This window comes from Nakamurella aerolata (assembly GCF_013002705.1).
Lineage (GTDB): Bacteria > Actinomycetota > Actinomycetes > Mycobacteriales > Nakamurellaceae > Nakamurella > Nakamurella aerolata.
Window position 1 is genome coordinate 472,030 of sequence record NZ_JABEND010000003.1, and the last position, 18,058, is coordinate 490,087.

Sequence of the window (18,058 nt, forward strand, 5' to 3'; positions counted from 1 at the left end):
TCGGATCGAGCTGAGTCCGGCGCGGGCGGGCCGCCCCTCTTGGGCCGGCCCGTCCTACCGCTGGATCCCGCCGGTGCCCGGCCGGTCAGCCGCTGGCGGCCGGTTGCGGCGGCAGCCACCGGTAGCCGCCGTCGGGTTGCTGCTGGCAGCGAAGCTGGGCACCGCCAGGGGCAACGGCCGAGTTCCCGGCCTGTGACCATGCGCATTCCGAACCGGCCGCTACCTGCTCGGCGGTCCGGCCGGGGTTCTCCGGTGTGCCCGTTGATTCCCGACTGCCGGACGAGGAGGTACTGCTGGCCGCTTCGCTGCTGGCCGGCGGCGGAGTGCGTGGCCACGGGGCGTCACCGGAACCGTTCTGCAGCAACGTGACCGCCAGCGTCACCCCGATTCCGACGACGATCGCCGCGACCAGCACCCAGGCCATCATCCGCCGGTTGCTCATCGGCGATCGCTGCCCAGCGTCAGGGCCGGGGCGGGTGCGGCCGGTCAACCACGCCGGTTCCGGCTCCCCGCCCGAGCCGCTGGCCACGCTCCCGGCCGGCTCCGATGCCTCGTCCACTTTGGTGGGTTCGGCCCGGGTGGCCGCGCGGGCCGGAAGGCCGCGCACCGCACCGCTTCTGGCCGGCGGCGTGTCGAGGACGAGCTCGGGTCCCGTCACCGGATTCCAGCCGGGCGGGAGCGGCGGAAGCTGATCGAGTACCTCGACCGGATCACCGGATACGGTGTGCGGGAACGGGTTTGCCGCCGCACCGGCGAGCAGCTCCTTCGCCGCGGCGGCGCTGGCCGGCCGATCCACCGGGTCCGGTGCCAGCAGCGCCGTCACGCACGCCAGCAGGGCTGGATCGGACGTCGCCGGGTCGGACGCTGCCGGAACTGACGCCGCCAGTTCCGACACCGTCAGCACCGGCGGCTGTCCCAGCGTCGGTTCGGCGCCGGTGAGCAGCGCGACCGCGACCCGCCCGGCGGCGTAAAGGTCTTGTGCCGGAGCAAGTTCGGCGTTGCCGCGCAGCACCTCCGGCGCCAGGTACCCAGGGGTGCCGATCACCGAGCCCACCTCGGTCAGCCTGGCGTCCGACTCGGAGATGGCCAGGCCGAAGTCGGTGAGCGCGCTGACGATCGGGCCGGTGCCGGTGGCGTGCAGCAGAATGTTGGCGGTCTTCACGTCGCGATGCACCAGCCCGGCGGCGTGCACCTCGGTCAGCGCGTCAAGCAACTGCCCGAGCAGCACGGCGACCGTTTCCGGCGCGAGCGGACCATAGTCACTGATCAAGGTGTGCAGTGACCCGCCGTCCAGCAACTCCGCGGCGATCAACACATCGGAGTCCTCGGCGGCCCAGGCGTACGGGCTGGCCAGGTAGGGGCCGTCCAGCCGCACCGCCTGCTCCCGCACGAACCGCAACAGCTGCCCGGCGTCGCGCCGGCGCAACACCTTCGCGGCGCAATACATGCCCAGCGTGCGATCCCAGGCCCGCCATACGGTTCCGCTGCCGCCGCTGCCGATCGGGTCGCACAGGGCGTACCGGCCGGCGATCACCTCGGTCGGCACGTGCCCGCCGGTGGGTTGCGCCGAGCGCTGGTCAGCCGGCTCCCCGCCCTGCGGACGCTGCTGGTCGGACGCCATCCGCCCAGCTTGCCATCACGGCGCCGGGCACCCGCGCCGCTACCCAATATTCGTTGGCCGGCGCCGCCGGCGGTGTGGCACGGTGGCGTGGCTCATCAGCCACGCCCACGCCGACCCGGCCACCGCACAGACAGGACGACCCATGCGAGCAGCTTCCACGCCCCGGACACCCTTCCGTCCCGCCGTGGAGCTGACCCTTGCCCGTTCCGTCCCCAGTACCCGACCCCGCTTCGAACCCGCGTGAGCTGCTGACCCTCGGCATCGTCGCGCACGTCGATGCCGGTAAGACCAGCCTGACCGAAAGACTGTTGTACGACGCCGGCGTCACCGACCGGCTCGGCAGCGTCGACGCCGGCACCACCCGCACCGATTCCATGGACGTGGAGCGGCGGCGGGGCATCACGGTGCGCGCCGCTGTCACCTCGCTGCCGATCGCCGACCTCGACGTGACCATCGTCGACACCCCCGGCCATCCCGACTTCATCACCGAGGTGGAGCGTTCGCTCACCGTGCTGGACGCCGCGGTGCTGGTGCTCTCCGCGGTGGAGGGGGTGCAGCCGCAAACCGTTGTCATCTTCAAGGCGCTGCAACGCATCGGCGTGCCGACCGTGGTGTTCGTCAACAAGCTGGACCGCTCCGGCGCCGACCTGGCCCGCACCGTCGCAGCGATCAGGCGTCGGCTGACGCCGCGGCTGGTGGCCCTGAACGCTGCCAGCGGCCAGGGAACCCAGTCCGTTGCCGTGCAACCACTCTCGCTGACCAGCGAGCCGGTGCTGGAGGCGGTGGCCGAGCAGGACGAGGCGCTGCTGAGGGCCTGGGCCGACGGCGAGCATCCCGGGACCGGCGCGGTGCGGAAGGCGTTGCGCCGCGCGGTGGCGGCGGGCACGCTGACTCCGGTCTGTGCCGGCTCTGCCATCACCGGTGCCGGCGTCGACGGGCTCCGTTCGGCCATCCGGCAGCTGTTGCCGCCGGCGCCGCGCCCGGCAGGACCGTTGGCCGCCACCGTGTTCGCGGTGGATCACGACGACCGTGGGCGGCGCAGTTGGTTGCGGCTGTGGGCCGGCGAGCTCAGCGCCCGGCAGCTGGTGTCCGTTGCCGGACGACGACCGGAACGGGTCACCGAGGTCACGGTCAGCCGGCCGCGCGACGCCGACGGCACAGATCGGCAGCGCGCCACCGCCGGTCAGGTGGCTGCGGTGCGCGGCCCAAGCGCCTTACGGATCGGCGACAGCATCGGCCAGCCGCCGGCGCGGCGGCGGCACCGGTTCTCGGCCGGCGTGCTGCAGACCCTGGTGACGCCGGTGGATCCGCGCCGGCGCGGCGCCCTGTTCGCCGCGCTGACCCAACTGGCGCACGAGGATCCGTTGATCGGTCTGCGCCTTGACCAGACGGACCCTGACGCTCCGCGGGCGGCGGTGGCGGTGCACGGTGAGGTCCAACGCGAGGTGATCGCAACCGTACTGGCCGAGCGTTTCGGCGTCACCGCCCGCTTCTCCGAGCTTTCGGTGATCTGCCTGGAACGGGTACGCGGCAGCGGCGAAGCGGCGGAATGGTTGAACCGCAACGGCAATCCGTACCTGGCCGGCATCGGGCTGCGCATCGATCCGGCTCCGGTCGACCACGGAGTCCGCTTCGATCCTGGCGTGCAGCGGGGCAATCTGCCGCCGGCCTTTATCGCGGCCACCGAGGAGGGGGTCAGGGCGGCGCTGCAGCAGGGCCGGTTCGGCTGGCAGGTGACCGACTGCACGATCACCATGACGGCGTCCGGTTACTGCCCACGGCAGAGCCATCGGCATCAGAAGTTCAACAAGGCGATGTCCAGCGTTGGCGCCGACTTTCGGTTGCTGGCCCAGGTGGTGGTGATGACGGCGCTGCGCAGGGCAGGCACCACCGTGTGCCAACCGGTGGACGCCTTCGAGCTGACCGTCCCGACCGACCGGATCGCCGCGATGGTCAAAGCCCTCGGCCGCAGCGGCGCCCAGCTCGACGCCGGCGCGGCCGGCACCGCCGTCCCGGCTGCCGCCGAACCAGCGGGCGATGCCGCCGACATCGGCGGGCAGGACGACGTCACGCTGACCGGTCTGATACCCACCGCCGCCGTCCCCGAGCTGATGCGCGGGTTGCCCGACCTGTCCGGCGGCGAGGCGGTGTTCGCCTCGGAACTGGCGTGCTACCAACCGGTTTCGGACCGGCGGCCACCGGCCAGGAAACGCTCGGGTGTCGATCCGGCGAACCGGGAGCAGTGGTTCAGGGCGATCCCGCGTTGACCCCGCGGTGATCTCGCAGGGTCAGCCGCTGGTGCCCCGCGGCGCGGCTGCACCGGCCGCGAGCACCAGCTCCTGCCGCCGAACCCTGGCTCTTCCGGTGAGCAGCTGCCCGGCAAACCCGATGACGAGCGCCACCACAACGCCGATGTTGGCCACCGCCCAGTCACCGGTGCGGCCGCCGAGCCCGAGCGGCTCGAGCAGATACCCCTGCCAGGTCAACCAGTCGGCGTACTCGTTGGTCACCAGTCCCCAGCCGCATGTCGTTGCGACGACGAGCAGGGCCACCGCTGTCCAGTTCACCGACCCGTACCGGCCGCTGGGGCGGTACAGCGCCGCGGCGTCGTAGTCGTTGCGGCGCACCAGCATGTCGGCCAGGAACATCCCGCCCCAGCCGGCCAGCGGCACCCCGAGGGTGATGAGGAAGCCCTGGAACGGGGTGAGAAAGTTCGGTGCCAGCCAGACCACGTACGCCGTCCCGAACAGCACCAGTACGCCGTCGCAGGCCGCCGCCGCCCACCGCGGCACCCGCAAGCCCATGGCCAGCAACGACAATCCGGACGAGTACAGGTCCATCAGGCCACCTGCGACCAGTCCGAGCAGCGCCACCACCAGGAACGGCAACACGAACCAGGTGGGAACCAGCGCCGTCATCGCGCCGACCGGATCGCCGGCCATCGCGGTAGCCAGCGCCGGGTCGGACGCGCACAGCAACAGCCCCCAGATCAGCAGCAACACCACCGGAAGGGACGCCCCGAACGTGGTCCACCCGACAATGCCGCGGCTACTGGCGGTACGCGGCAGGTACCGCGAATAGTCGGCGCCGCAATTGATCCAACCCATGCCGAAGCCGGCAAACATCAGCATGCCGGCGCCGATGGCAGCGGTCAGCGGACCGGCAGGGTGGCTGCGCATGGCATCGAGGTCGAGCCGGTGCAGGGTGAGCGCGACGAACACCGCAGTGGACACCAGGGTGGCAAGGGTGAGCCACTTCTGCACCCGCATGATCAGGTCGAATCCGGTCACCCCCGCGCCGATGATCAACGCCAACATCACCACGAACGCCAACACCTTCGCCACGTCGGCGCCGGCCCAGCCAAGACGGGTGAAAACCGTTGAGGTGGCCAGGGTGCCCACCGAGACGGCCACCGTTTCCCATCCGACCAGCAGCAGGTACGACACCACCGACGGCAACGCGTTGCCGCGGACCCCGAAGACGGCCCTCGACAACGTCATGGTCGGCGCCGAGCCGCGCTTGCCGGCAATCGCCACCAGTCCGACCAACAGGAAACTCAGCCCGGTGCCGAGGGTTCCGGCCACCAGCGCCTGGCCAACGCTGACGCCGATACCGAGCGTGTAGGCGCCCCACGACATTCCGAGCACCGAAACGTTGGACGCCGCCCATACCCAGAACAGGCCCCGCGGACGACCCTTGCGCTCGGCCTCGGGGATCACGTTGATGCCGTTCGCCTCGACCTGCCACGGCGCACCGGTTGCGGCCGCGGCGGCCGCGGGCGGCACCGCGTCTGACAGCGGACCGGACGAACCGCCGGACGTGCCGCGGGAGTCCGGGTGGTCGGTGGGGACAGTCACCGGAACATGATGCCGCCCCGAACGCCTCCCGCCGAATCCGGGTGGTCGGCAGCCCTTCGCGGTCGGCAGCCGTTGGCGGTCGGCAGCCCGGCGCCGCGCGGTGGGTACCCCGGGTACCCGGGCATGGATAGCGATGCCCAGGCCGTGCTGACCAGGCCGGCGCATCCATCGACAGCGGTGCCACCTCGCGGAAACCTGCTGCCGGAAAGCAGTTTCCACCGACCGGAGAGCTGCCCCCAGCTACCTACGGTTACCCACCCGGATGCGAGGAGACCATCATGGATGTGCCTGTGCAGGACGAACCGACCAGACGGCCTGGTACGGCCGGACGCCACGGCAGGTGGCGGGCCGTCGCCGCGGCCGCCGCAGCGGTGGTGGTGGCCACCGGTGCCGTCACCGCCACTCAACTCGGCTCGGGGTCGAGCGCGGCGCCGGCGCCGGCCGCCGCAATCGTGAGCAACGACGCCGCAGCCGATACCGGTGCCCCGCCGGCAGACTCGGCCAGGTTCGCGATCGCCCGCGGCCAGTTCTGGGTGAGCGCCAGCTCGCCGTACTCGAACATCAGGGCGCTGCAGTTCCTGTTGAACGCCTATGGGTTCAACGTGTACAGGACCGGCAAGTACGACACCGCGACGAAGAACGCGGTGATCAAGTTCCAGCGGGCAAAGCGCCTGGTGACCGACGGTGCTGCCGGGCCGATCACCATGAAGGCGATGGTGGGCGGCGCCAACACCGCTGCCCGGTACCGCTGGCCGAACCGCAACACCACCAAGGCCGTGCAGCAGCTGCTGATCAAGTTCGGCTACAACCAGGTGGCCGACGGCGACTTCGGCCCGGTCACCAGGATGAACACCATCAACTTCCAGAAGGCAAAAGGCCTGCCGCAGACCGGCATCGTCGACTACGTCACCTGGACCTATCTGTTCAACCCGCCGCCGGCGCCGGCGCCGCCGGCGTCCGCACTCGGCAGCAAGATCGCCCAGATCGCCCGCGGTGAGCTGGCCAACACCTGGCGCAACGTGGAACGCGGCGGCTTCGACTGCAACTACTACAGCGGGTTCTGGAAATCCGGCAACTTCAGCTGCGGTGGCAACGGCAACCGCTCCGAGGCCTGGTGCTCGGACTTCGCCAAGTATGTCTGGTACAAGGCCGGCGCCGACGTTGCCGGGTTGAGCCCGTGGGCCCCGAACTTCCGTGACGTGTACGGCAAGCGGCACGGCACCAACCACCGCAACAACCCGAAGGTCGGCGACGCGGTCACCTACGACTGGCGGGGCGACGGGCTGATCGATCACGTCGAGATCGTGATCGCGGTGTCCGGCAACACCTTTACCGCCATCGGCGGTAACTCCGGCCCCAACAACGCCCACATCGCCAAGCGGACCATGTCGATCAGCAACAGCCAGGTGGTCACCTTCGTGACACCGGTCAAATAGTCCGCCGGCCCCGATCGGGACCAGCACCGAAGACTGGTGAGCCCGCCCCAAGGCTCACCACAGGAACGCCCCGGTACACCGAAGGAAGTCGGCGTACCGGGGCGTCTCGGTGTTGTGCCGGCCCTGCTGGTCGCGGCCTATTGCCGAGCTATCTGCTCTCGCCCTTGACACCGGCCAGCAGCAGCTGCGCCACGTCGAGGACTTCGGCCTCGGCCACCTGGGAGGCAGCGTCCGGTTCCGACGCGCGTGCGGTGAGCCCGTCGGACAGCATCACCCGGCAGAACGGGCAGCCGGTGGCGATCTGCTCGGCACCGGTGGACAACGCCTCGTCGACCCGGTCGAGGTTGATGCGCTTGCCGATCCGCTCCTCCATCCACATCCTGGCGCCGCCGGCGCCGCAGCAGAACGACCGCTCGGAGTTGCGGGGCATCTCCGCCAGCTGCAGGCCGGAGGCCTCGATCAGCTCGCGCGGCGGCGCGTAGATCTTGTTGTGCCGTCCCAGATAACACGGGTCGTGGTAGGTCACCGGCCGGCCGCCGACGGCGGCGTCCCGCTCGGGCCGGGCCAACGGCACCAGCTTCTTCTCACGCACCAGCTTGTTCAGCACCTGGGTGTGGTGCACCACCTCGTAGTGCCCGCCCAGCGCCGGATACTCGTTCTTGAAGGTGTTGAAACAGTGTGCGCAGGTGACGATCAGCTTCTTGTTCGGACGGTCACCGAACACCTCGCCGAGGGTCTCGACGTTCTGCTGCGCCAGCATCTGGAACAGGAACTCGTTGCCGGCCCGGCGAGCCGGATCGCCGGTGCAGCCCTCCATCTCGCCGAGCACCGCAAAGCTGACGCCGGCCAGGTGCAGCAGTTCGGCGACCGCCCTCGAGGTCTTGCGGGCCCTGTCGTCGAAGGCGCCGGCGCAGCCGACCCAGTACAGGTACTCAACGTCGTCCGCGAGCGGACCGTCGACCACCGGCACCTCGAAGTCAAGGTCTTTGGCCCAGGCCAGCCGGTCGGAGTTGTTCTGCCCCCAGGGGTTTCCCTTGTTCTCCAGGTTGCGGAACAGCCCGCCGAGTTCGCTGGGGAACTCCGACTCGATCATCACCTGGTAGCGGCGCATGTCGACGATGGTGTCCACATGTTCGATGTCGACCGGGCACTGCTCGACGCAGGCACCGCAGGTGGTGCAGTCCCACAGCACCTCGGGGTCGATGATGCCGTTCGCCTCGGCGGGCCCGACCAGCGGACGCTCGGCCTCGGCCAGCGCCGACGCCGGCACCCCGGCCAACTGCTCCGGCGTTGCCTTCTCCTCGCCCTCGGCGTCGCGGCCGCCGCCGGCGGCCAGGTACGGCGCCTTGGCGTAGGCGTGGTCGCGCAGGCCCAGCACCAGCAGCTTGGGCGACAACGGTTTTGCGGTGTTCCAGGCCGGGCACTGGGACTGGCAGCGGCCGCACTCGGTGCAGGTGGTGAAGTCGAGCCAGCTCTTCCACGAGAAGTCCTCGATCTTGCCGGCACCGAAGGTGTCGGTGTCCGGATCGGCCTCCTCCAGGTTGAGCACCTCACCACCGGACAGCATCGGCTTCAGCCCGCCGAGAGCGGGCGTGTTCGCCTTCGGTTCGCGCTTGAAATAGATGTTGAAGAACGCCGTGAACCGGTGCCAGGCAACACCCATGGTCAGGTTCCGGGCGACCACCATGGCCCACGCCATCGAGACGGCGACCTTGACGAACGCCACGATCGACACCGCGGCGAGCGACGCCGGCAGGATCGCGCCGAGGCCGCGGGAGATCGGGGCGGCCCACACCGGGTAGTGCAGATCGCCGTTCGCCGCCTTGAAGCCGCGAATCAGGAAGATGCAGATACCGATGCTGAGGATCACCAGCTCGACGAAATAGGCCTGGGCGAAGTTCGACCCTGAGAACCGCGAGCGGGCCCCGGCCCGGCGCGGATGCGAGCGCTGCCGGATCACCATCAGCGTCCCGATGCCGAGCACCGTCGTCAGCGCGATCAGCTCGATGAACAGCCCGTAGACCGACCAGCCCCACAGTTCCCAGCGCGGGGCGAAGGTCTCGCCGACGGCCTCGACCAGCGTCAGCACCAGGGCGCCGAATCCCACCATGACGAACCAGTGCCCCACCCCGACGATGCCCCACTTCAGCATCTTGGTGTGCCCGAGAACCTCGGTGAGCATGGCCCGCAACCGCGGCCCGACCGGCTGCGCGCGGGTCGGGTCGGGAGCGCCGAGCTGCACGGTGCGGTAGATCGACCAGCCGGCCCGGCCCAGCATGCCGAACCCGACGATCAGCAGCACCACGCTCGCCAGGCCGAGCGTCCAGTTCAGAACCGTCATAGCGTCATCCCACCACCGAAGCGTTGTTACCGACCAGTAACTTACCGCGCGACGCGCCCGCGTGTGGTACCGGTGGGCCACCGCGCCGGCTGCGGCTGGGCCGCCGCGCCGGTGACCGCTGGGCTTTCGCGGCTGACTGCCGCCGGGCGGGCGCGCCGACCAACGCCGGGCGGGCGCGCCGACCAACGCCGGGCGGGCGCGCCGGCTGCCGCTGGCGGACCGCCGCCGATTCGATAGCCTTCCAGGCACCAACCGCAAAGGAGCCCAGGTGGCCACCATCGCAGACGTCGCCCGCCTGGCGGGCGTGTCCACCGCGACGGTGTCGCGTGTGATCAACAACAACGCCGACGTCGATCCGGTGCTCGCCGCCAGGGTGCGCAAGGCCATCGCCGATCTGAACTACCGACCGAGCCGGTTGGCGCGCAGCCTGCGTACCCGGCGCAGCACCGTCTGGGCGGTGATCATCTCCGACATCCGCAACCCGTTCTTCACCGATATGGTGCGCGGTATCGAGGATCTCGCCTACGCCAACAACTACTCGCTGATGCTCTGCAACGCCGAAGAGGATCTGGCCAAGGAGCACGACTATCTGTCGTTGGCGGTGGACGAGCACATGGCCGGCGTGATCCTGGCTCCCGCGTCACCCACCGAAACCGACCTTGACCCGTTGCACAGCAACGCAATCCCGGTGGTGACGGTCGACCGGCGGCTGCAGGACCCGACCATCGACCGGGTGCTGATCGATAACCACGGTGGCGCCGCCGCAGCGGTGGAGCACCTGTGGGCCAACGGTTTCCGCCGGATCGGATGCATCAGCGGCCCGCCTGCCGTCACCACGGGTGCTGACCGGTTGGCCGGCTACCGGGACGGGTTGATCGCCCATCATGTGCACCCGGACGACGAGCTGGTGCGGTTCGGCGACTTCCACACCGAATCGGCCAAGCGCGCCATGGCTGAGCTGCTGCAGCTGCCGACACCGCCGGACGCGGTGTTCGTCGCCAACAACCTGATGACGATCGGCGCGCTTGAGGCGATCGCCGAGGCCGGGCTCGCTGTGCCGGACGACATCGGCATTGTCGGCTTCGACGACATGAGCTGGGCGGCACTGCTGCAGCCGCCGCTGACCACCATCGGCCAGCCGACGTACGAGGTTGGCGCCGAAACCGCCAGGCTGCTGCTGTCCCGGCTGAGCGGCTACGCAGGCAAGGGCCGTGAGGTGGTGCTGCCCACCCAGCTGTACCAGCGGGCCTCGTCGGTGCGGACGACAACGCCTCCGACGCCCACGCCGCCTCCGTCGCAACAGCAGCAACCGGCGACCGTCCCGGCCCGCGCCGGCGTCCGCAACTGAACGGGCCGCTGGCGGAACCGGCGTCCGGCAGCGACCCGGAACGCCCCGGCGGCTCAGCGGCGGGTGTCGTCCCGGCGGAAGTTGAGGAACGAGCGGGACGGGGTCGGCCCGCGCTGATCCTGATAGCGAGAGCCGTAAACCGGGCTGCCGTAAGGGTGTTCGGCCGGCGACGACAGCGTGAACAGGCACAGTTGGCCGATCTTCATGCCGGGCCACAGCGTGATCGGCAGATTCGCCACGTTCGACAGCTCAAGGGTGATGTGCCCGGAGAACCCCGGGTCGATGAAGCCGGCGGTGGAATGAGTGAGCAGCCCCAGCCGCCCGAGCGACGACTTGCCCTCGAGCCGTCCGGCCAGATCGTCCGGCAGCGTCACCGCCTCGAAGGTGGACCCAAGGACGAACTCGTTGGGGTGCAGCACGAATGGCTCGTCACCCGGGGTTTCCACCAGCGTCGTCAGGTCGTCCTGCTGGGTCGCCGGGTCGATATGGGTGTACTTGGCGTTGTTGAACGCCCGGAACCAGCGGTCCAGCCTGACGTCGATGCTGGACGGCTGGATCAGCGAGGGATCGTAGGGATCGAGCGCCAGACGCCCGGCGTCGATCGATGCCCGCAGGTCGCGGTCCGAGAGCAGCATTCCCGCAGCCTAACCAAGGCGAGCACGCCGAGCCGATGCGGTCAGTCGGTGGCGGCCAGTCGGTGCACGTGCCCGCGGCCGGCAAGCTCGCGCAGCAGCTGGGCCAGCACGGTTTCGGTGCGGGTACCGGCGACCGCCTGATAGGCCACCACCAGCTGCCCCGGCGCCGCCGCCACGTGCAACGTGTTCCATTCCAGTTCGAGCAACCCGAGGGTCGGGTGGGCCACCCGTTTGGAGCCGGTGGTCTTGGCCTGCACCTCGGCCGCGCCCCAGAGCCTGGCGAACTGCTCGTCGGCCACCGACAGCTCGCCGACCAGCGCCTGCAGCCGCGGATGCCGCGGGTGGACGCCCGACAGCGACCGCAGATTGCCGACCGTTTCGGCGGCGACCTTGTCGAAGTCGACGAAGACCGCACGAGAGCGTGGGTTCAGGAACAGCTCGCGCGCCATGTTGCAGCCGGGGTGCAGGCCCAGCCCCTGGTGCAGCGCGATGCCGGATTCGTTGGCGCCCAACAGATCCAGGAAGACGTTGGTGACGATGCTCGGCTGCGGCCAGCTGTCCAGCAGCCGCCGCAGCGTCGGCGACAGCTCGGTGGCCGGCCCGGCGGCGTCACCGGAACCGCCGGCCCGTTGCACCAGGTGCAGCAAATGCGCGGACGCGTCGGAATCGAGTTGCAGCACCGCGGTGAGCGCGTCCACCACCGCCGGCGAGGGGTTCCGGTCGCGGCCGCGCTCCAACCTGACCAGATACTCGACGCTGATCCCGGCCTGCGCCGCGACCTCTTCCCTGCGCAGCCCCGGCGTGCGGCGGGTGCCGACGGCCCGCAACCCGACCGATGCCGGGTCGAGGCGCTCGCGGCGGGCCCGCAGGAACTCGCCGAGCAGGTTGTCACTCACCCGGCCAACGCTACCCAGCCGGGAGCCCGCTGCCAGGTAGTGCGACTACCCCGGAGAATCGCGGTCTGGCTGGGCCGCGCGCCGGCGGGCAGCGTCGTCGGCATGACGAACACCACCGCTCCGACCGCCAACCCGACCCGTTCAACCGCCGATCCCGGCCCTGCGCTGCACCGGGTCGGCCGGCGAGCCCTGGCCGGCCGCACCGCGCTGGTGACCGGCGCCGGCACCGGTATCGGCGCCGCCACCGCAGCAGCCCTCGCCACCGCCGGTGCCAGGGTGGTGCTCACCGGTCGCCGCGCCGACCGGCTGCAGGCGGTGACAGAGCGGCTGACGGCAGAGCTGGCCGATGCCGGAACCGAGGTTCCCGAGCTGGTGGCGGTGACGGCCGACGTCACCGACGCGGCCGCGCTGACGATGGCGCTGGACCGGGCAAGGGACCAGCTCGGCGCGGGTTTCGACCTGGTGTCGGCGAACGCCGGCAGCATGTTCGCGGCACCGTTCGCCAGCGCCGATCCCGGCGAGTGGCAACGCATGCTCGACACCAACGTGCTCGGTCTGCTGAACACCGCGCGGGCCACCACCGACGATCTAATGGCGGCCGGCGCGCGAGGCGGGCCCGCCGATCTGGTGCTGGTCAGCTCCATCGGTGCGCGGGTGGCGATGCCCGGCTACGCCGTGTACTTCGCCAGCAAAGCCGCGGTGAGCCACCTCGCCACCAACCTGCACATCGAGTTCGGGCCGCGGGGCGTGCGGGTGCATTCCATCGAGCCGGGCATGACCAAGTCCGATCTCGGCCAGGACATGAGCGACGAGGCGAGCCGACAAGCGTTGGCGGACTTCGCCGTTGCGGTCCCGCCGATGCCGGCCAGCGCAATCGCCGACGCCATCACGTTCGCGGTGGCGCAGCCGCCGGTGGTCACCATCTCCTCGATGGTGGTGCTGCCCACTCATCAGATCTGAGCCTTCGGTAATGCCCGGCGGCTCCGGCAGCGCTCCGTCTCACGGAGCAACGCCGAAGCCCAGCACGGGCCGCCCGGTGTGTGTCGCCCGGTGCATGTCGCGGATCCGGGTCGCGTCGCCCGCGCATCCCACTATCTGCCCCCGACGAGGCCACCAGACCCCGATTCGCGACACTTCCGAGTTGTGCGGCTGCGCGCCCACCACACCGGATCGTTCGCCCTGCGCCCATCGCGGGTGCAGATGTGCGCAAGGATGCAACCGTGCCGATTCCGTTGGGCAGTGCGCTGGACCGGGCCACCCGGTCGCTCTGGCGCGTCTTCGGCCGACCGGTGGACCTGACCGGCGATGCCCGTTGGCTCGCCGAAGGCCCGCGCAATCCCCCGGGCGGCCATGGCGACGCCTGGCTCGAGCGGCTGGAGGCCACCGGGCGGGTGGCACCGGCCGGCCCCGACGACGGCCTGCTCGCCGACCTGTCGGAGCTAGACGGCCCGGATTTCCAAGCGGCACAACTGGATCCGCTGGTACGGGCGTTCTACGAGCACACCGCCGGTTGGCAGTTGGACGTGTGGTCGTCGTGGCGGTTCTGGGCGGCACCGCCGGGCGAGCTCATCGCCAGGCTGTACGGCCGCAGGGTGCGTCAGCTGGCGCTGCCGGTTCAGCCGTTGCAGGTCTCCCGCGGGATGGATTCCACCGTGCGGTTGGTGCACGGCGAACCCGGGACCCGTCACGGCGCGGCCTGGCTGCGCACCCTGCGGTTGGACGGGTCTGCGGTGTACTCCGGCTACTACCGGGTGGGACGGCTGCCGTCGCTCGCTCAGCCAAGGGTGCATGTGACGTTCCCGTTGGAACGCGGCAACGTGCAGGTGTTTCTGCGCCCCGAGGTCGGTCCAGGCGGTTCACTCTGGCTGCGCTCGGACGGTCACCGGTTCGGCGCGGACGGCGCCTACGTGCTGGCCGGGTTCGGACCGGCCGGCGCCGAACGGTGGTACGCCGCGCACACCCCGATCCGGGAGAGCTTCCATGTGTACCGCAGCACCGGCGAACGCGGCGACGCGGAAGGGGTGCTGCGCACTGATCATTGGCTGCACGTCTATGCGGCGCCCGCCCTGCAATTGCACTACCGGCTGCAGCAGGTTGAACCGAGCTGACCGCCGCCGGGCGACAGGTGGAGCGAGTGACGGGAATCGAACCCGCGCCGTCAGCTTGGGAAGCTGAAGTTCTACCATTGAACTACACTCGCGCGGCCGGGCGGCGACCCGGACGTGCCGCTCAGTATAGCGGCGCCGGCGGGTCGGCCGACCAGGCCCGACAGCCGGATCGGCGCCCGGGCTCACCAGTCGCTGCCGCCTCACCATCCCGCCGCGGTGCCCGGACAGCGCTCGCTCCGCACCGCCGCCCGCGATCACAACCGTTCCGGTACATCGCAACCGCTCCAGCGCACTGAAACGGTTGTGGCGTGCGAATTCGGTTGTGCTCGTCGAGTCCAGAGCTGATGCGCGGCTCACCAGCCGATGCGAGGCTTACCAGTTGATCTCGCCGCAATGCCCGCTTCCGGTCGGCTCCACCTGCAGGGTGGCGTGATCGATCTCGAACTTGTCCAGCATCACCTGACGGGCGCCGGCGAGCACCTGCGTCGGATCGGCGTCCTTGCTGGTGACCAGGTGCGCGGTGGCCACGTTCATGCCAGAGGTGAGCGCCCACAGATGCAGATCGTGGACCTGCTCGACCCCGTCGACCGTGCGGAGTTGTTCGACAACCGCCTCCGGCTGAATGCCCTCGGGAGCGTGCTGTCCGAGCACGGCGAGCACCTGCCGGCCGAGGATGATCGCCCTGACCGCAACGAAGACCGCGATGGCGAGCGCGATGACGGTGTCCCACCAGGATTGTCCGGTGCTCTGCACCAGCACGCCGGCGACGATGACGCCGACCGAGCCGAGGGTGTCAGCCATCACCTCGAGGTAGGCGCCCTTGAGATTGAGGCTCTCTTTGGAGCCGGCGGACAGCAGCACGATCGCGATCAGGTTCACCAAAAGGCCGAGCGCACCGACCAGCATCATCGCGCCGCTGCCGACCTCGACCTTCTCGCCGATGCGGGCGATCGCCTCGATGGCGATGTACACGCTGACACCCAGCATCAGCAGCACGGCCAACCCTGACGCGAAAACCTCCGCCCGGTACGAGCCGTAGGTGCGCCGACCGGAGCGGTCCGGCCGGGTGGCGATCGAGGTGGCCACCAGCGCGGCACCGAGCGCCACCACGTCGGCCGCCATGTGGCCGGCATCGGACAGCAGCGCCAGCGACCCGGAAATGAGACCGACAATCAATTCCACAACAAAGAATGACGCGGTAATGCTAAAAGCGACGGCTAACCGCCAGCGATGCTTGCCGGCCGCGGAGAATCCGTGCGAATGCCCGTGCGACGACCCGCCCTTCTCGCCTTTCGGCGAGTGGGTTTGAGAATCCGAATGAGAATCGGAATCAGCAGGTCCTGCAGGGTTTTTGCGCAGGGAGCCGGCGTTGGAACCGTTGGTGTTCTCGACTTCTGTCACGCCATGAACAATAGCGCGTCCCCGGGTGAAAAAGAATTCGAGACTATTGCCTGGCGGCCGCTCGCACTAACCCATCGGCCCCGCTGCGACCGGTCCCGCTGCGATGAGTGCGGGTGAGCCTCACTTTCCGGCGGTGATCGTGGTGCCGCCGACGTCCGCACCTGGCACCGGCCCGAGTCCTGCGCCGGGCTGCGTCCCGGCGGACGGTTCGACGGCCAGTGCGCGCCAGTACGGAGCGGCGGCCAGCAGCAACCGCTGCGCCTGCGCGTTGGAGGCGTCCGGCACCGTCAGGGCCGGCGTCCTGGTGGAGGTGAGCGCGGTGAGCGTCACCAGCCGGGCCCGCCGCTGCAGCGGCGACCGGCGCAGTTGCCAGCCGACCACTCCACAGCGCTGCAACGCGCTGGTCCGCCGGGACCATGCGCCGCTGCGAAAGATCACATATCGATCGGTCAGCAGGTGGCCGAGCGACCGGTAGCCGGTGGCCGCCGACCAGCCATATGCGCCGCTCAGCACCACCAGCGCGGCGGCTGCCACCACCCAGGCCGCCGCCCGGTCGATGACCAGCGCCACCGGCAGCAAGACCGCTGCACTGACCACCGCGCCCGCCACCGCCCTGACCCAGCGGCGGCGCCGCGCAGCCGGCGGATGCGGTTGCAGCGGCTCGGCCAGCACCGGCCCGACGATCGCCGCCATGGCCCGGATCGCCAGCGGCCGGGCGACTTCCGGCAACAGCAGATCGGCCGACGACGAGCCGCCGTCCGATCCGTTGTCGTTGCCGCCGACCGCGCCGACCGCGAGAGCCTGCACCCTGGCCGCGCCCTGCAGCCGGGCCCCGAGCGGCTCCACCAGCATCGCGCCCCGCACCCGGCTGCCGTCGACGGTGCTCGAGCGCTGGTTGAGCAAACCCCTTGTCAGCCGTAGCGTCCCGTCCGGATCGCGGACCAGCCGGCAGTTCCACCAGTTCTCCAGCACCAACGCGGTCGCGGCCACCGCACCGATCAGCAGGGCCACCAGCACCGCGATCACCACCAGCAGCGCCCCGTCGGCCCAGCCGGCTCCGCCGGGCAACCGGCTGTACCAGCGCCACAACTCCGCGTCGGCGTTGAACCAGTCGGCCACCCGGAAGCTGATCCCGACCGCGCCGGCGCCCAGCAGCGGCGTCCAGAAGCTGAGCTGCGCGAACCTCAACCACGACCATCGGAACCTGGCCAGCTCGCCCGAGCGCTGGTCGGCGGTGGCCGACTCGACCAGGCCACTGCCGCGTAACAGCTTGTGCCGCAGCGATTCCGCTTCCGGGCGGCGCAAAGAATGCAGCGACAGCCGGCCGGTCCGCTGGCCGGTACCGATGTGCACGTCGGCGAGGCCGAACACCCGCTGCGCCGGATTCGCGGACAGCTCCACCGACCGAATCCGGCGCACCGGGGCCAACTGGCGATGCCGCACCCCGAGCCGGAACTCCCGGTCGATCCGATCGTCGGTCACCGCAAAGCTGGTGCAGCGCACCGTAATCGCCGACAGCGCGCCGACCACGACGGTGCCGAACAACACGCCGGCCAACGGGACCCCGACGGCCGCGAGCCAGCTCAAACCGGCCAGCCGCACCCCGATGATCACACCGATCGCCCCGGCAGCCAGCGTGCCGAAGGCGGCAAGCGCGTCGGCAGCGGCGGTCCGCGAGTCGGGTCGCTGCCTCACGTGCCGTCCCTGTCGTCGCCGGGGCCGGCCATGCCGGGACCGTCCGCCGCCACGGCCGACGATGCCGCGGACCCTGCTGCGCCGGCAGCGGCATCGTCAGCGGCCGGTCGCTGCTCGGTGAGCCGGGTGAGCCGGTGCGCCAGCTCTTCGGCCCGCGCCCAGTCCAGCGCCTCGATCCGCACCGGCCCCTTGGCCGACGCCGTGGTGACGGTCACCGTAGCCAACCGGAAAAGCCGTTGCAGCGGACCACGATCGGTGTCGACGGTCTGCACCCTGGACAGCGGAGCGGCCCGCCATTGCTGCCAGAGCAAGCCGGTGCGGGTGAAGACGGCCTCGTCGGTCACCTCCCAGCGATGGACGCGCATCAGCACCCGCGGGACGACGATCACCGCCGGGATCGCGAGCACCGCGGCGACCGCAGCGGCCGGCAGCAGCCAGGCCCGAGCGGCGGGGATGAACCAGGCCGCCCCCAGCAGCATCAGTACGACGACGGCAGCGGCGACCACCAGCTGGCAGCTCCACCACGGCAGGCAGCGCCGGTCGACGGGCTCCCGCGGCGGGCGCAGTGCCCAGCCGTCCGTCGACGCGGCCCGGGTCGGCACCTCGATGTCGGTGTTCTCGGCGTGACCGGATTTGTCAGTGTTCATCAAGGTTCATCAGCGTTCGTCAGGTTTGGTCAGGTTCATCGGCGCTCTCAGCGCTCTCAGAGCTCTCCCAGCG

12 protein-coding genes, 1 tRNA gene and 1 pseudogene are annotated in these 18,058 nt (G+C 70.4%); 5 read left to right on the plus strand and 9 right to left on the minus strand.

What is annotated here, in order from left to right:
- Positions 1-85: 85 nt before the first annotated feature.
- Entirely contained in the window at positions 86-1,621 is a 1,536-nt protein-coding gene (locus tag HKD39_RS08215; protein ID WP_171199345.1) for a serine/threonine-protein kinase, read from the minus strand.
- A gap of 197 nt (positions 1,622-1,818) precedes the next feature.
- Here HKD39_RS08215 and HKD39_RS08220 point away from each other — a divergent pair, with 197 nt between their 5' ends.
- A complete protein-coding gene (locus tag HKD39_RS08220; protein WP_212754219.1) occupies positions 1,819-3,888 on the plus strand; it encodes an elongation factor G in 2,070 nt (689 codons plus the stop codon).
- A 21-nt stretch (positions 3,889-3,909) separates the two neighbouring features.
- On the opposite strand, the gene HKD39_RS08225 is transcribed toward HKD39_RS08220, so the two are convergent.
- Positions 3,910-5,418, minus strand: a complete 1,509-nt coding sequence (locus HKD39_RS08225; protein WP_425488433.1) for a purine-cytosine permease family protein — start codon at positions 5,416-5,418, stop codon at positions 3,910-3,912.
- Between the two features lie 338 nt (positions 5,419-5,756).
- Here HKD39_RS08225 and HKD39_RS08230 point away from each other — a divergent pair, with 338 nt between their 5' ends.
- Complete coding sequence (locus HKD39_RS08230) at positions 5,757-6,914, plus strand: peptidoglycan-binding protein (RefSeq protein ID WP_171199346.1); 1,158 nt, start codon at positions 5,757-5,759, stop codon at positions 6,912-6,914.
- A 148-nt stretch (positions 6,915-7,062) separates the two neighbouring features.
- Here HKD39_RS08230 and HKD39_RS08235 read toward each other — a convergent pair whose 3' ends face one another.
- The gene (locus HKD39_RS08235; protein WP_171199347.1) at positions 7,063-9,255 is read right to left on the minus strand and encodes a (Fe-S)-binding protein; all 2,193 of its coding nucleotides are present in this window, start codon (positions 9,253-9,255) and stop codon (positions 7,063-7,065) included.
- A 268-nt stretch (positions 9,256-9,523) separates the two neighbouring features.
- Here HKD39_RS08235 and HKD39_RS08240 point away from each other — a divergent pair, with 268 nt between their 5' ends.
- Entirely contained in the window at positions 9,524-10,603 is a 1,080-nt protein-coding gene (locus HKD39_RS08240) for a substrate-binding domain-containing protein (RefSeq protein WP_171199348.1), read from the plus strand.
- 53 nt (positions 10,604-10,656) lie between these two features.
- Here HKD39_RS08240 and dcd read toward each other — a convergent pair whose 3' ends face one another.
- Positions 10,657-11,238, minus strand: a complete 582-nt coding sequence (dcd, locus tag HKD39_RS08245) for a dCTP deaminase (RefSeq protein WP_171199349.1) — start codon at positions 11,236-11,238, stop codon at positions 10,657-10,659.
- A 41-nt stretch (positions 11,239-11,279) separates the two neighbouring features.
- On the minus strand, positions 11,280-12,134 hold the full coding sequence (locus HKD39_RS08250; RefSeq protein WP_171199350.1) for an MmyB family transcriptional regulator: 855 nt from the start codon (positions 12,132-12,134) through the stop codon (positions 11,280-11,282).
- A gap of 102 nt (positions 12,135-12,236) precedes the next feature.
- Here HKD39_RS08250 and HKD39_RS08255 point away from each other — a divergent pair, with 102 nt between their 5' ends.
- A complete protein-coding gene (locus HKD39_RS08255) occupies positions 12,237-13,094 on the plus strand; it encodes an SDR family oxidoreductase (protein ID WP_171199351.1) in 858 nt (285 codons plus the stop codon).
- A gap of 260 nt (positions 13,095-13,354) precedes the next feature.
- Positions 13,355-14,242 (plus strand): hypothetical protein, encoded by an 888-nt coding sequence (locus tag HKD39_RS08260; RefSeq protein ID WP_212754223.1) that lies wholly within the window; start codon positions 13,355-13,357, stop codon positions 14,240-14,242.
- An 18-nt stretch (positions 14,243-14,260) separates the two neighbouring features.
- Here the strand turns inward: HKD39_RS08260 and HKD39_RS08265 are convergent.
- The 4 genes and pseudogenes from HKD39_RS08265 to HKD39_RS08280 all read right to left on the minus strand — a co-directional run bounded on the left by HKD39_RS08265 (position 14,261) and on the right by HKD39_RS08280 (position 17,985).
- A tRNA-Gly gene (locus HKD39_RS08265) sits at positions 14,261-14,334 on the minus strand.
- Between the two features lie 280 nt (positions 14,335-14,614).
- A pseudogene (locus tag HKD39_RS08270) lies at positions 14,615-15,520 on the minus strand (cation diffusion facilitator family transporter); the annotation flags it as partial.
- Between the two features lie 243 nt (positions 15,521-15,763).
- Positions 15,764-17,338 carry a PH domain-containing protein gene (locus tag HKD39_RS08275; RefSeq protein WP_171199352.1) on the minus strand — a complete coding sequence of 525 codons (1,575 nt, stop codon included), beginning with the start codon at positions 17,336-17,338 and terminating at the stop codon, positions 15,764-15,766.
- On the minus strand, positions 17,335-17,985 hold the full coding sequence (locus HKD39_RS08280; protein WP_171199353.1) for a PH domain-containing protein: 651 nt from the start codon (positions 17,983-17,985) through the stop codon (positions 17,335-17,337). The genes HKD39_RS08275 and HKD39_RS08280 overlap by 4 nt, the downstream gene beginning before the upstream one ends.
- Positions 17,986-18,058: the final 73 nt, after the last annotated feature.

Bases quoted from the DNA above. Each gene is read 5' to 3' on its own strand.
- HKD39_RS08280 (WP_171199353.1), bottom strand. From the start codon at position 17,985: ATGAACACTGACAAATCCGGTCACGCCGAGAACACCGACATCGAGGTG.
- HKD39_RS08215 (WP_171199345.1), bottom strand. From the start codon at position 1,621: ATGGCGTCCGACCAGCAGCGTCCGCAGGGCGGGGAGCCGGCTGACCAG.
- dcd (WP_171199349.1), bottom strand. From the start codon at position 11,238: ATGCTGCTCTCGGACCGCGACCTGCGGGCATCGATCGACGCCGGGCGT.
- HKD39_RS08255 (WP_171199351.1), top strand. From the start codon at position 12,237: ATGACGAACACCACCGCTCCGACCGCCAACCCGACCCGTTCAACCGCC.
- HKD39_RS08235 (WP_171199347.1), bottom strand. From the start codon at position 9,255: ATGACGGTTCTGAACTGGACGCTCGGCCTGGCGAGCGTGGTGCTGCTG.
- HKD39_RS08230 (WP_171199346.1), top strand. From the start codon at position 5,757: ATGGATGTGCCTGTGCAGGACGAACCGACCAGACGGCCTGGTACGGCC.